Here is a 13970-nt window from a genome sequence, read left to right on the forward strand (position 1 = left end):
CTGGGGGAAGCCTGGCCAAATATGGTTTGCTGCAATTCCTTGCCGCTGTCCTAAATGTAAAACATGAAAAAGAAAAACTTGTGAAATGAAAATGATAAAATGATGAGAATTTCCCCGGAAAAAGCAAAAAGCGGACCGGGACCCGCCTTTTGAATCGCTAAAATTTTACCCGTGCAAAAATTTTACACAAACCACTTCCGGAACCGGGACGTCTTTTTGCAGCAAAGTGAGGATCCCGGTTTCCGGATCGCGGGCGTATAAAACGAGCGTGCCCGATTCTTGGTTTGCGGCAACGACAAATTTTTCGGTCGGGTCAAGCACAAAGTCGCGCGGCCAGCTTCCTTCGGTTGAAGTGTATTCAACAAGGGACAGTTTGCCGTCCGGGCCGGCTGCAAACACGGCAATGCTGTCATGGCCGCGGTTTCCGGCATAAACAAAACGGCCGTCGGAAGAGAGATGGATTGCGCTTCCCTGGCTGTTTTCCGTAAAATCTTCCGGAATCGTTTTGATATACTGGACATCTTTAAACGTGCCGGAAGCTTCGTCAAATTCGAGCACAATCACTTCATTGCTCAATTCTGTCATGCAGTAGGCCAATTTCCGGCCTGGATGAAAGGCAAGATGGCGCGGGCCGCTTCCCGGGCGGACGGAAAGGACGGCTTTTTCCGTTAATTTGCCGCCATCATGCGCGTACGTTGTAATCGTATCATTGCCGAGGTCCACCGCGACGACATATTTTTTATCCGGGGTAAAGTCTGCGAAATGGACGTGCGGTTTTTCCTGGCGTTCAGGGTTCGGGCCGGAGCCGGTATGTTCGATAACACTTACTGCCGGCTGCAGGCTGCCGTCTTTGTTTGTCAGATAGGCGCTGACCGTCCCGTTATGGTAGTTGGCGGAGACGACCGTTTTCTTGGCTGAATCCACGCTGACATGGCACGGGGAGGCGCCGCCGGATAACTGGCGGTTCAACTCTGTTAGAGCACCGGTTTCCGCATCAATTGAAAAAGCCGCAACCCCGCCCTGGCTGCCTTCTTTGACAACGGCATACAGATTGCGGTTGTCTGCCGTGATATTAAGATAAGTTGGATTGCCCAGTCTGGCGGCAACTTTCACATCTTCAATTTGCTTTTTTTCTGTATCAAGGGTAAAGGTGTAAATCCCTTCGCTGGCGCCTTTTGTATAGGTGCCGGCATACCCTGTCCATTTTGTCTTTCCCATGGCTGATGCTCCTTCCCATCTGTAATGTGAATATTATAACATAGAAAACGTTTCCCGTTCATTCCGGCGCTTTTCCGGGTATGATGCCATGAGCGGAAACGGCGTGATAAACGGGAAGCATGTTCAAAATTGCCGGCATGCAAGCGAAAATATGGCAAATGTTTCATTTTTGTATCAAAATTGAAAGCGAACTGAAACTTTTTGCTGGAGATGTTTTGATAAAATAAAGTAATCGACAAAATTCTACACATCGCTGCATCCCGGATGCCATATGATAGAGATATAAAAGGCCGTGTGAGGAGGAAAATCATGAAGCCGGAAGACCAGTTTGTCCAAAAATCTTATTATGAAACGTTTATCAAAGAAGGGGAAGAGCGCCATCCGCTTGAAGTGCTCGGGGAAGCGTTCGAAAAAGAAAACGCCCTTGAAAATGCCGATCTTTCCTATATCCGCTTTGCACAAGGGGAAATTTATTTTCATTATAAAGATTACGAAGCGGCCGTTTTTAAATGGGAAAGCATACATAACGACTTTGAACCGTGGGCGCAAAAAAACATGGGGGATGCTTATTTTGAACTCGGCCTCACCAGCATGGCCGAAGAAATTTACAAGTCGGTCCAGACAGACTCCATGGTATTAAAGACGGAGATTGCGCTTCAGCTTATCTCGCTTTATATGGAGGAGCAAAAGCATGAACAGGCTGTCCAGACGATCAAACAAGCGGTCGCCATGAACCCGGACTATCCGAATGTGACGAAAATCGCCCGTGCCTACTTTGAAAAAAACGAAGACTGGATGAATGCGGTTGAACTGGCTGTCAATGAATCCATCCGCACTGAATCGCTGTTCTGGTTTCAAGTTTTAAAGTCGTATATTGAAAATGGGCATACCAAAACGATTGCGCCGGATTATTTTCGGGATGCGCTGTCCGTTTTATACAAGGTGGATCAAATTCAGTTTGAACAACTGGCGGTTGCGTTTTGGCGGTCTTACGAAACGGAGGGCGTGTATCTTGGCTGGCTCCGCGAATTTAACGGCCTTTTTGCCGGACTTGAACTCCATTCGCTTGAAACGTGGCACGAGCTGTCTGCCATTTACGGGGAAACCTATCTTTCTTTAATCAGCGGCAGCTATCTGTTAGAACAACTGGCACCGGTGATGCCGGGCATTTTAACGAACTGGCTGCGGATCACGGACCAGGCGCACGCCCTTCAAGCATCCACTGCGGTTCTCGCATGGGGCGATCTTTTTCCGGGCAGCATCGGGCCGCAGCAAATTGCCGATGCGGAAACGATTTTGCATCATGCGGAGCAAACATTGGACCAGCTTGAATATGCGCTCCGGCTCTTTGATTCCATTATGCAATGGGCAAAAAGGAACGGGCTATCTGTCAGCACCCGTTTGAAATGGATGGCGAGGGAGCTGATTGACTTTGATGTCCAGCATATTCTCGTTGCCGGCATGAACGGCAGCGGCAAGACGGCCTTTATCCAGTCGGTGTTGGCCGACCCGCTGCCCGAACGGCCGACACAGTTTGTGATGGCGGTGCGCCATGATGATGAACATGCACTTTCTGTGATCTCGGACAAAGGCATTTCGCCTGTAACGGAAGAGGACAATGCGGCGCCGGAGCCCGGGGACATGCTTGAATGGCGGGGCCCGAGCCGGTTCCTGGAAGAAAATGCGCTTATTTTCATCGATACACCCGGGCTGAACGGGCCGGGGCGGGGAAAAGCATACGAGTATTTGCGTTTTGTTGACGGCGTTTTATTCGTTTTAAATGCAAATGATCCCCTTACAGACAAAGAAGCGGATATGCTGTTGAAAATGAAGGAACAAGTGCCCGGGCTTGCGATTCACTTCTTGCTGTCCAAAATGGATATGATATACAGCAAGCAGGAAGCGGCAGATTTAGTGGAAGAAACAGTACAAAAGGTAAAAACAATTTTTCCGCAGGCAAACTTGCACCCTTATACGTCCAATTATGCATCCCGGGAAGCAGGGCTGGATCTTGCCCGCTTTTTCCGGCAAAATTTCAAGCCGGAAAACCTGGAAGAAAGCCGGATTGACAAACTTTCGCACTGCATCCGGGAATCGATTGCCGATTTGCTGAAACAAAGGCTGCAAAATGAACAGCATCTGGCAGAGTCAATCAACCGGCATGAAGATCTGTACGCAAAATTAAACGGGGCGGCAAACCAGCTTCAGGATGTCATCCATGAACAAACCGAACTGGTCCGCTCGTCCTACCACAGTATGACCCAGAAAATCCGCGATGAACTGCAAAACCGGATTCCGGAAATTTTACGGAAAAGCGCCGATTTTATTAAGCCGGACAGTGATTTCCGGAAAATTCATCTTGAATTGAATGAAGAAATGAACAAACGGATCCGGCACTTTTTGCAGACGACCATTTCCCCGAAATACGAGGAACTGGTGGCGGAGTGGATAGAAGCGTCAGAAGGGGAATTGCAGCAAAGCCAGGATTATCTTGATGAAATGGCGGAAGGGTTTAATAAGTTGTACGGGGAAGAGATTCTTGTGCTTGCCTGTGATTTTAAAATTATGGAGGACTGGCGGCGTGATGCGGACCGGATGGCAAACGGAATTCCTTTTGAACCGGTCAATATATTGTTGCGCCATACGCCGCAGCAGGTCCTGTTAAAGAGCGCGGGCAAATTGTTTGGCGTGCTTTCGCAAAACAAAACGATGCTGTATAACCGCTATAAAAAATTTATCGAAAGCGAAGATTATACGGAAATTGCAAACCTTGTCACGAATAAAGTGATGCTGCAATTCGAGCTGTTTGAACAAGGGCTTGAGCGCGATGTCCGCCTGTTCTTTAAAAATCCGGAAACAGTTCTCCGCGAAACCATTGCGGAAACAGAGGCGGCCATTGCCGAAACAAAAGAGATGCTGGAGAATATGAAAGAAAATCCGGAAGTGTATCAGGATCCGCTGAAATTGTTCGAGCTGAAACTCCGCCAGTTTGAATGGATGCAACTCGGGCAGAAAACAGGCGGGAAAGTGTAAGCTTTTCGCAAGGCGGATGGACGGGGCAGGTACAAGATTTAAGGGGTAAACGGGGCTTGCTGAACGCATGGCTAAAGTGCTGAAAATGGGGCCCGAGTGCTGATTTAGCAAGCCCTCAATAATATAAGATGAACCGCCTGGATTCCGCCGGAAATACATGCATGGACCGGTTCCGGAACAAAAAATAAACCGGCCGGATGTTGCGGAAAGCAGAAGGATGGAAACGGCTTGAAACGGCCGGAAATTGTTGGATGAACAGCGCCCATATGCGGCGCTGTTTTTTCCTGCCCTGTTTTCCCGGAAGCACCGCGGAGCCTGAAGTGTATTAAAAATAAGCCCCCTTCCGGCAAAAACTTGACACATGTTCGCAAATATTCCTGCTATTATGTATGATACATTCGTGATACTATTAAGATACAGTTTATACTTAGAAATGGGGTGGCAATTTGAAACGCATTGACCGCATTTACGCGTATCTTGTTGAACAGTCGCAAGGCAAAACGCTTGATGAATGGATCCGTATAGAAGGATTTACGGCTTCGGATATCGCAAAAGACCTTGGCATTTTAAGAAACAATGTCAGTGCCGAGCTGAACAAGCTGCTGCGGCAGAAACGGATTATCAAAATAAAAGGCCGCCCGGTTCATTACTTGGTCAAACAAATCATGGAAGACCTTCTGGGAACGAAATTGCCGGAAGATCAATATGAATATGAAAATATACTTGAAGTGACGAGCCGTTGCCCGGATCCGGGCAACGGCCCGTCTGCGAATCATGATACCGCTTGGGAAACGAATCCCTTTGATGACCTGATCGGTTCGAAAACAAGCCTGAAAGTGCAGGTCGAACAGGCAAAGGCGGCCGTCCTCTATCCCCCACATGGCCTTCATACGCTCATTGTCGGCCAGACCGGTGTCGGGAAAACGCTGTTTGCCAATTTGATGTTCAATTATGCAAAACTGGCAGCACCGTTTATGGACGAAGACGCCCAGTTTATTGTCTTTAACTGCGCGGACTATGCAAATAACCCGCAGCTGCTCATTTCCCACATTTTCGGGCATATCAAAGGCGCCTTTACGGGTGCGGACAGCGAAAAAGACGGCCTTGTTTCCAAAGCGGACGGCGGCATGCTGTTTCTCGATGAAATCCACCGGCTCCCGCCTGAAGGCCAGGAAATGCTCTTTTACTTTATGGATACGGGGACGTATGCAAAGCTCGGGGAAACCGAACGGAATCGCAACGCCAATGTCCTGATCGTCGGGGCGACAACGGAAGACCCGGAATCTTCTTTGCTGAAAACGTTTGTCCGCCGTATTCCGATTCTGATCCGGATTCCGTCTTTTGAAGAACGACCGGCAATTGACAAGATTGAGATTTTGAAATTTCTGCTTGCCATTGAAGCAAACCGCGTCCAAAAACCGATTAAAATTGATGCGGAATCGATGAAGGCATTAATTGGCAATACGTCATACGGCAACGTCGGGCAGTTGAAATCCAACATACAGCTTGTCTGCGCCAACGGTTTTCTGCACTGCCTGCGCGATGATGTCATCACCATCCACTTTAAAGATCTGCCTTCCGAACTGAAAAACGGTTTCTTCTATTTTAGTAGAAAACGCCAGGAAATCCAGGAGCTTTCTGATTTAATTGATTCATATTTGACGGTTTATCCGGAAGGGGAAAACAAGGCGCTCTTTGAAGAAGACCCATACGAACCGGATTTTAACCTGTACAACATCATCGAGGACAAAGTCAGTTTTATGATGGAACAGGACGTGCCGGATGAAGACATTAACCGGTTTCTGAAGCTGGATATCGATATCCATTTAAACAAGTTTTACAATAAGTTTTCAAGCTATGCGCTGAACCGTGAGAAAATCTTAAAAATTGTCAGTGAAGATATCCTTAATTTCAGCGAAGAAGTGCAGGATATCGTGGAAAAGCGGCTGAAGTGCAAAGTAAATGAACGTTTTTTGCTGGCATTCAGCCTGCATTTGACTTCCTTCCTGAAGCGGGTAAAAAACCAGCAGGTAGCCAATTATACGAATATCGAAAATGTCATCAATGACCGGCCGCAGGAGTATCAGCTATCACTTGACATCTGCAAAATGATCGGGGAAAAATACCGCGTGCATGTGCCGGTAAAAGAAGCCATGTATTTAACGATTCTACTCACATCCCTCATAGACGAACAAAAGGCCGAGCAGGTGGCGATCCTTGTTGCCGCACACGGGTTCAGCACGGCAAGCAGCATGGTAAGTGTTGTGAAAAGCCTCCTGGGCGAATCGAATGTGGACTGCATCGATATGCCGCTCGATATGGACCCGAAATATGTTTTGGAGGAAATGAAGAGGCGGGTAAAAGAAATTGATATGGGAAAAGGTGTCCTGCTGCTTGTCGATATGGGCTCGCTGACCGGGTTCGGCGATATTATTACACAGGAAACGGGCATCAAAACGCGGACCATCGATATGGTGACAACGGCGCTCGTCATTGAAGCGATCCGCAAAGCGACGATTATGGAGATGGACCTCGACGATATTTATGAGTCGTTAAAGGAATTCCGCGGCTACGGATCTTACCAGATGGAAAGCAAACCGCGGGAAACAGGGAAGCCTGTCAAACCGCAGGCCATTCTTTCCGTCTGTTCAACAGGGGAAGGGACGGCGGAAAAATTAAAGCAGCTGATTACAAGACTGCTCAAAAACATCGGCAAAAACAATATTGCCGTTATCCCGCTGCCAATCAACGAAGTAGAAGAAAAGAAAGAAACGCTGATGCAGAAATATGACATTTTGCTCGCTGTCGGGATTGCCGATCCGAAAGTCCAGGCCCCGTTTGTTCCGCTTGAAGCTTTGTTTATGGGTGACGGGGAAACGCAGGTCACCCATCTCATTCAAAACCACCAGCTGCTGAAACAACCGCCAAGGTCTCCGGCAATGGTGCGGGAAATGACGGAAGAAAGCCTGAATGAATTTTTAACCTTTTTAAACCCAAAGAAAGTGATCGCAGCGATTACGGCGTTTGTCACTTCCCTTGAAAAAATAGCGGAAAGGCCGTTTAACAACGCTTCAAAAATCAATATGAATATTCATATCGGTTGCGCGCTCGAAAGAATGGTCACCCAGTCCGGCCTCATTTACAAAAATGACATCACGCCGGAAAAAGCTGCTAAAATCGAAAAATATAAAAAGGCGGCGCAAATTTTTGAAGACCAGCTGAAATTGAGGCTGTCGGATGATGAACTCTATTATATTGCAGATATGATCGACCATTTATCCACCGAGCAAACTGCAGCCGTGCAGTAATTCTCACCTGCAAATCGCAGTTTCGCTATTTGCAGGCTTTTTTTATGCTGGGGAAAAAGACGGAGGGATATCACAGATACAGAATGCACATGCAGGCCAAAAGTATCAAAATGATACGGATATTGCAGAACTTTTTAATACAGTAGTGAAATGAAAAATAAAACCCTTTTTCAATGTGTATTAAATAAACGGTTTGTGTATCATAAACATAAAGGGATACTGAAAACGCTTATTTAACAAGGGCTGTTTTTTGATACTCAAAAGTTGGCACACATCTTGCATTATAAAAGGCGGAAAGGCAAGTTTTTTACGATTGATTAGCAGGAGGTGGTCGGATGGCATTGGATATACGGCTTGCGCGCATTGATGAGTGATCGCAGCGATTACGGCGTTTGTCACTTCCCTTGAAAAAATAGCGGAAAGGCCGTTTAACAACGCTTCAAAAATCAATATGAATATTCATATCGGTTGCGCGCTCGAAAGAATGGTCACCCAGTCCGGCCTCATTTACAAAAATGACATCACGCCGGAAAAAGCTGCTAAAATCGAAAAATATAAAAAGGCGGCGCAAATTTTTGAAGACCAGCTGAAATTGAGGCTGTCGGATGATGAACTCTATTATATTGCAGATATGATCGACCATTTATCCACCGAGCAAACTGCAGCCGTGCAGTAATTCTCACCTGCAAATCGCAGTTTCGCTATTTGCAGGCTTTTTTTATGCTGGGGAAAAAGACGGAGGGATATCACAGATACAGAATGCACATGCAGGCCAAAAGTATCAAAATGATACGGATATTGCAGAACTTTTTAATACAGTAGTGAAATGAAAAATAAAACCCTTTTTCAATGTGTATTAAATAAACGGTTTGTGTATCATAAACATAAAGGGATACTGAAAACGCTTATTTAACAAGGGCTGTTTTTTGATACTCAAAAGTTGGCACACATCTTGCATTATAAAAGGCGGAAAGGCAAGTTTTTTACGATTGATTAGCAGGAGGTGGTCGGATGGCATTGGATATACGGCTTGCGCGCATTGATGATCGTTTGATTCATGGCCAGGTTGCCACAGTTTGGTCGAGGGCAGTTGGGATTGACCGGATTTTAGTGGTCAATGATGAAGCCGCCAATGACGAGCTTCGAAAGCTTTTGTTGAGGCAAGCGACACCACCGAGCATCAAATCACATGTCATCACGAAGCAAAAACTGCTTGAACTTTACCAAAACCGGCTGTTTGACGAAATGAAAGCGATGCTGCTGTTTGTTTCGCCACAGGATGTACTGGAGGTTGTCCGGGCAGGGGTTGGTTTGAAATCGATCAATATCGGCGGCATGCGTTTTACGGAAGGCAAGAAGATGATCACCAATTTTATTTCAGTCAATGAGGATGATGTCCAGGCCTTTGCGAAGCTGGCTGCACTCGGCATCGAATTGGAAATCCGCCAAGTGCCTGCCGACCGGAAAATCGATTTGATGCAGCTGATCAAAAAGGAGAAACTGCTTCATCCATGAATTTTGGTTACAGGTTCTTTAGAACTTATTTATAAGATTGATACTGTAACAATACGAATAGGGAGGTAAGAAGATGGTAGGAATTATCATTGCCAGTCACGGCGATTTCGCCAATGGTGTCTTGCAATCCGGAGAGATGATCTTCGGAAAGCAGGAAAATGTAAAAGCTGTTACATTGATGCCGAGCGAAGGCCCTGATAATGTAAAGGCAAAAATGAAAGAAGCAGTCGCCTCTTTCGACAACCAGGATGAAGTCCTTTTCTTAGTCGATCTTTGGGGCGGAACACCTTTCAACCAGGCCAACAGCTTGTTTGAAGAACACAAAGACAAGTGGGCCATCGTCTCAGGCATGAACTTGCCAATGCTCATTGAAGCATTTGCAGCGCGCGCCACGATGAACAAAGCCCATGACATTGCCGCGCATATTTTAGGCGCAGCGAAAGAAGGCGTGAAAGTAAGGCCTGAAGCATTACAGCCGGCCGCACCTTCCAAGGCTGCCGGGAAACCGTTAACGGTGGGGGCTCCTGGCAAATTTGAATACGTGCTGGCACGGATCGACTCCCGCCTGCTTCACGGGCAAGTCGCAACTGCTTGGACAAAAGCGACACGGCCTACGCGCATTATCGTTGTATCGGATGCGGTAGCGAAGGACGAACTTCGAAAGAAACTGATTCAACAGGCTGCGCCTCCGGGTGTAAAAGCACACGTTGTTCCGATCCGTAAAATGATTGAACTTGCAAAGGATGACCAGCATTTCGGCGGCCAGCGCGCCATGCTCCTTTTTGAAAACCCGCAGGACGTGCTCCGGGCGGTTGAAGGCGGCGTTCCATTGAAAACAATCAACGTCGGTTCCATGGCACACTCGCCGGGCAAAGTCCAGGCAAACAAGGTACTGGCCTTCAGCCAGGACGATGTCGATACTTTCAAGAAACTGAAACAACTTGGTTTGAAATTTGATGTGCGCAAAGTTCCGGGCGATGCAAAAGGCGACATGGACGAAATTCTCAAAAGGGCTCAGGAAGAGCTGAACAAACAAAAATAATCCTGCCCATCAGGAGAAAAGGGAGGACGACTCGTTATGGATTTAAATATTGTCCAAATGATACTAGTCTTTATCGTAGCATTTTTAGCTGGTATGGAAGGGATTTTGGACCAATTCCAGTTCCATCAGCCACTCGTTGCTTGTACGTTAATTGGCCTCGTTACAGGTAACTTGGTGCCATGTATTATCTTAGGCGGTACCCTGCAAATGATCGCTTTGGGCTGGGCAAACATCGGGGCTGCCGTAGCGCCTGATGCTGCGCTTGCATCTGTTGCGTCTGCCATTATCTTAGTTTTAAGCGGTGCAGGCAAAGCCGGTGTAACTTCTGCAATCGCGATTGCCGTCCCGCTTGCGGTTGCCGGCCTTTTATTGACCATCATCGTTCGTACAATTGCAACAGGGATTGTCCACTTAATGGATGCCGCAGCACGGGAAGGAAACATTAGAAAAGTTGAATTTTGGCATATTGTTGCGATTTGCTTGCAAGGGCTGCGTATTGCGATTCCGGCTGTCCTGGTTTTAGCCATTGGCGCAGGGCCAGTGCGTGACTTGTTATCCGCCATGCCAGCTTGGTTGACAGATGGCCTTGCAATCGGCGGGGGAATGGTCGTTGCTGTTGGTTATGCAATGGTCATTAACATGATGGCGACAAGAGAAGTTTGGCCGTTCTTCGCCATTGGGTTCGTTTTGGCAACTGTTTCGCAAATTACCCTTATCGGCCTTGGCGGTATCGGTGTGTCACTTGCACTGATTTATTTGGCGCTCTCCAAACAAGGCGGCTCCGGTAAAGGCGGCGGAAATGCAAACACCGGCGATCCGTTAGGCGATATTATTGACAATTACTAAGAAGGAGGCGGACAGAAAAATGGCACAAGAACTAAAATTATCTAGAAAAGATCGTATTTCTGTATGGTGGCGTTCAACTTTCCTTCAAGGTTCCTGGAACTATGAACGGATGCAAAACGGCGGCTGGGCATATACCATGATTCCGGCCATCAAAAAATTATATAAAACGAAAGAAGACCGCTCTGCTGCCCTGCAGCGCCACTTGGAATTTTTTAACACTCACCCTTATGTCGCTGCACCGATTGTTGGTGTAACTTTAGCGCTTGAAGAAGAACGTGCAAACGGCGCCCCCGTTGACGACACAGCCATTCAAGGTGTGAAAGTCGGGATGATGGGGCCTCTGGCAGGGATCGGGGATCCGGTATTCTGGTTCACGGTCAGGCCAATCCTTGGTGCGTTAGGTGCTTCTCTTGCAATGGACGGCAACATTCTCGGGCCAATTATTTTCTTCGTTGCATGGAACCTCATCCGGATGGGATTCCTGTGGTATACGCAAGAATTCGGCTACAGAGCCGGTTCAAGAATTACGGAGGACTTATCGGGCGGCATTCTTCAGGATATTACAAAAGGCGCATCGATCCTTGGGATGTTTATCCTTGGCGCACTGGTTAACCGGTGGGTATCGATTAAATTTACACCGGTTGTATCACAAGTAAAACTTTCTAAAGGCGCTTATATTGACTGGAATCATTTGCCTGCCGGAGCGCAAGGGATTAAAACGGCGCTCGAACAGCAAGCTGCCGGCCTCTCACTGGAACCGGTCAAAGTCACGACATTGCAAAACAACCTGGACAGCTTAATTCCGGGCCTTGCCGCATTGCTTTTGACGCTGTTCTGCATGTGGCTCTTGAAAAAGAAAGTGTCTCCGATCGTTATGATTCTTGGATTGTTTGTTGTTGGTATCGTATTCCATTTAATTCACTTAATGTAAGAGAAAAGGCACATGCCCGGGCTTTCTGGCCTGGGCTTTTTTCAAAGAAACCGAAAGCCCCCGGGTTGTATACGGGTTCTGGGTATGTTTTGCTTCAGGCGGTAAAACTTCGTATAATAAGGGAGAGGCCTTCCCTATTATAAAAGCCGCTTTCGGCATTTTGCCTTGGGAGCCGGCCCCGGTTTAGACGGGACGTACAGCCGTTTCACCGGCCAACCAGGCCCCTTTTTGGAAGCGAAGATCCGGAAATCAAGATCAGCTGTATAGATATCAATTTTTGGAACACAAAAAGAAAAGAACGGGGTGGATCAAATGGTCCAATCAATCAATACAAAAGTGGATTTGGTGATAAAGGCAGCCGCACATATGGGATTGACAGATTACGGCAAGATCATGATCGGCGATAAAGGATTTGAATTTTTCAATGAGCGCGATGTGCGCAAATTCATTCAAATTCCTTGGGAAGAAGTCGATTACGTGATCGCTTCCGTCATGTTCAAGGGAAAATGGATCCCGCGTTATGCAATTAAAACGAAGCGAAACGGGACATACACCTTTTCTTCCAAAGATCCGAAAAGAGTGTTGCGAGCGGTCCGCCAATATGTCGACCCGAACCGGATGGTCCAGTCGCTGAGCTTCTTCGATGTTGTGAAGCGCAGTTTTAAAAGAAAACCGAAAAAGCAATAGTTTAAAAGACAAGGCAGGTTAAACTTGTCTTTTTTTGTTGGCCGTTCCGGGAAATGGCAGGAAGCGTACGGAAAATTCCCCTGAAGCCGGCCTTTTTGCACAGGGCCGTCCGCAGCGCCATCCGGAGCCTGTGGGCGTTGTCATTTTGTAAATATTATGATATGTTTTTTTATGAAAGCATCAGGGATGTTGGCAGCTTTGTTTTTTTACATAAAACTGTAAGTGCTTACAGTTTTGGCAAAATACAGAAATGGAGGATGGATGGAGATGGGAAACACGACACAATTTGTGCCGGGGCTTGAAGGGGTTGTCGCTGTTGAAACGGAGCTTTCTTTTCTTGATACGGCCCAGGGCGAAATCGTTTTAAAGGGGTATGACTTGATTGAGTTGTCGAAAAAGAAAAGCTATCTGGACATCGTGCATTTGCTTCTCGAAGGAACGCTCCCGAACGGTGCCGAGAAAAAAGCGTTGGAAGAAACTTTAAAGAAAAACTACCGGATTCCGGAAGCTGTGCTGGACATTTTGAGGCTGCTGCCGGCATCCACCCACCCGATGGATGCGCTCCGTACGGGGGTTTCGACGCTTTCGGGGTATGATGAAAACCTGCTGGACCGTTCCCGCAAAGCCAATTTAAACCGTGCATACCATTTGCTCGGGAATGTGCCGAACATTGTCGCGAACAGCTACCATCTTTTAAACGGCGAAGACCCGGTTGAACCGCGGCAGGATTTGCCGTACAGCGCCAATTTCCTGTACATGATCACCGGCAAAGTCCCTTCGGAAAGGGAGGAACGCATTTTCGACCGTTCTCTCGTCCTGTACAGCGAACATGAACTGCCGAATTCGACTTTTACGGCAAGGGTCATTGCTTCCACGCTGTCCGACTTATACGGGGCGTTAACGGGCGCGGTGGCATCGCTCAAGGGCCATCTGCACGGGGGCGCCAATGAAGCGGTGATGGAAATGCTGAAAGAAGCCGGCACGGTGGAAAAATTCGAAGAAATGCTTTATACGAAACTGAAAAATAAAGAAAAAGTAATGGGGTTCGGCCACCGCGTCTACATGAAAAAGATGGATCCGCGCGCCCTGATGATGAAAGAAGCGCTGAAGGAACTTTGTGAGGAAAAAGGGGATCATTCGCTGCTTGAAATGTGCGAAGCCGGGGAAAAAATTATGGCGCAGGAAAAAGGGCTCTATCCGAACCTCGATTATTATGCAGCCCCAGTTTACTGGATGCTCGGCATTCCGATTCCGCTTTATACGCCGATCTTTTTCAGCTCAAGAACGGTCGGGCTGTGCGCACACGTTATGGAGCAGCATGAAAACAACCGCCTGTTCCGTCCGCGCGTCCAATACAAAGGCCCGCGCGGTTTGCATCCGCAAGATTAAG

10 protein-coding genes are annotated in these 13970 nt (G+C 47.4%); 9 read left to right on the top strand and 1 reads right to left on the bottom strand.

The features are described from left to right. Window positions 1-165: 165 nt before the first annotated feature. The gene (locus tag NSU00_RS03150; protein ID WP_340702320.1) at window positions 166-1218 is read right to left on the bottom strand and encodes a lactonase family protein; all 1053 of its coding nucleotides are present in this window, start codon (window positions 1216-1218) and stop codon (window positions 166-168) included. 309 nt (window positions 1219-1527) lie between these two features. Here NSU00_RS03150 and NSU00_RS03155 point away from each other — a divergent pair, with 309 nt between their 5' ends. The 9 genes from NSU00_RS03155 (at window position 1528) to mmgD (ending at window position 13969) form a co-directional block, all read left to right on the top strand. Beyond that, window positions 1528-4251 (top strand): GTP-binding protein, encoded by a 2724-nt coding sequence (locus NSU00_RS03155; protein WP_340702321.1) that lies wholly within the window; start codon window positions 1528-1530, stop codon window positions 4249-4251. A 446-nt stretch (window positions 4252-4697) separates the two neighbouring features. Further along, entirely contained in the window at window positions 4698-7559 is a 2862-nt protein-coding gene (locus tag NSU00_RS03160) for a sigma 54-interacting transcriptional regulator (RefSeq protein WP_340703407.1), read from the top strand. A 370-nt stretch (window positions 7560-7929) separates the two neighbouring features. Next, the gene (locus tag NSU00_RS03165) at window positions 7930-8235 is read left to right on the top strand and encodes a PRD domain-containing protein (RefSeq protein ID WP_340702323.1); all 306 of its coding nucleotides are present in this window, start codon (window positions 7930-7932) and stop codon (window positions 8233-8235) included. A 335-nt stretch (window positions 8236-8570) separates the two neighbouring features. Beyond that, entirely contained in the window at window positions 8571-9074 is a 504-nt protein-coding gene (locus NSU00_RS03170) for a PTS system mannose/fructose/N-acetylgalactosamine-transporter subunit IIB (RefSeq protein WP_019722201.1), read from the top strand. A gap of 73 nt (window positions 9075-9147) precedes the next feature. Beyond that, window positions 9148-10116: a mannose/fructose/sorbose PTS transporter subunit IIA gene (locus tag NSU00_RS03175; RefSeq protein ID WP_340702324.1), complete on the top strand. Its 969-nt coding sequence runs from the start codon at window positions 9148-9150 to the stop codon at window positions 10114-10116. Window positions 10117-10152: 36 nt separating this feature from the next. Then, window positions 10153-10962, top strand: a complete 810-nt coding sequence (locus NSU00_RS03180; RefSeq protein ID WP_029142005.1) for a PTS mannose/fructose/sorbose transporter subunit IIC — start codon at window positions 10153-10155, stop codon at window positions 10960-10962. Window positions 10963-10981: 19 nt separating this feature from the next. Beyond that, window positions 10982-11893 (top strand): PTS system mannose/fructose/sorbose family transporter subunit IID, encoded by a 912-nt coding sequence (locus tag NSU00_RS03185; RefSeq protein ID WP_285957807.1) that lies wholly within the window; start codon window positions 10982-10984, stop codon window positions 11891-11893. A 312-nt stretch (window positions 11894-12205) separates the two neighbouring features. Continuing rightward, the gene (locus tag NSU00_RS03190; RefSeq protein ID WP_013858501.1) at window positions 12206-12580 is read left to right on the top strand and encodes a DUF956 family protein; all 375 of its coding nucleotides are present in this window, start codon (window positions 12206-12208) and stop codon (window positions 12578-12580) included. Window positions 12581-12847: 267 nt separating this feature from the next. Continuing rightward, on the top strand, window positions 12848-13969 hold the full coding sequence (gene mmgD / locus NSU00_RS03195; protein WP_029142008.1) for a citrate synthase: 1122 nt from the start codon (window positions 12848-12850) through the stop codon (window positions 13967-13969). Window position 13970 lies beyond the last annotated feature (1 nt).

The sequence above is a fragment of the Weizmannia sp. FSL W8-0401 genome, assembly GCF_038009125.1.
Lineage (GTDB): Bacteria > Bacillota > Bacilli > Bacillales > Bacillaceae_C > Weizmannia > Weizmannia coagulans.

Excerpts from the sequence above, each read along its gene's own strand:
- NSU00_RS03185 (WP_285957807.1), top strand. The coding sequence starts at position 10,982 with ATGGCACAAGAACTAAAATTATCTAGAAAAGATCGTATTTCTGTATGG.
- NSU00_RS03170 (WP_019722201.1), top strand. The coding sequence starts at position 8,571 with ATGGCATTGGATATACGGCTTGCGCGCATTGATGATCGTTTGATTCAT.
- NSU00_RS03190 (WP_013858501.1), top strand. The coding sequence starts at position 12,206 with ATGGTCCAATCAATCAATACAAAAGTGGATTTGGTGATAAAGGCAGCC.
- mmgD (WP_029142008.1), top strand. The coding sequence starts at position 12,848 with ATGGGAAACACGACACAATTTGTGCCGGGGCTTGAAGGGGTTGTCGCT.
- NSU00_RS03150 (WP_340702320.1), bottom strand. The coding sequence starts at position 1,218 with ATGGGAAAGACAAAATGGACAGGGTATGCCGGCACCTATACAAAAGGC.
- NSU00_RS03175 (WP_340702324.1), top strand. The coding sequence starts at position 9,148 with ATGGTAGGAATTATCATTGCCAGTCACGGCGATTTCGCCAATGGTGTC.
- NSU00_RS03155 (WP_340702321.1), top strand. The coding sequence starts at position 1,528 with ATGAAGCCGGAAGACCAGTTTGTCCAAAAATCTTATTATGAAACGTTT.
- NSU00_RS03180 (WP_029142005.1), top strand. The coding sequence starts at position 10,153 with ATGGATTTAAATATTGTCCAAATGATACTAGTCTTTATCGTAGCATTT.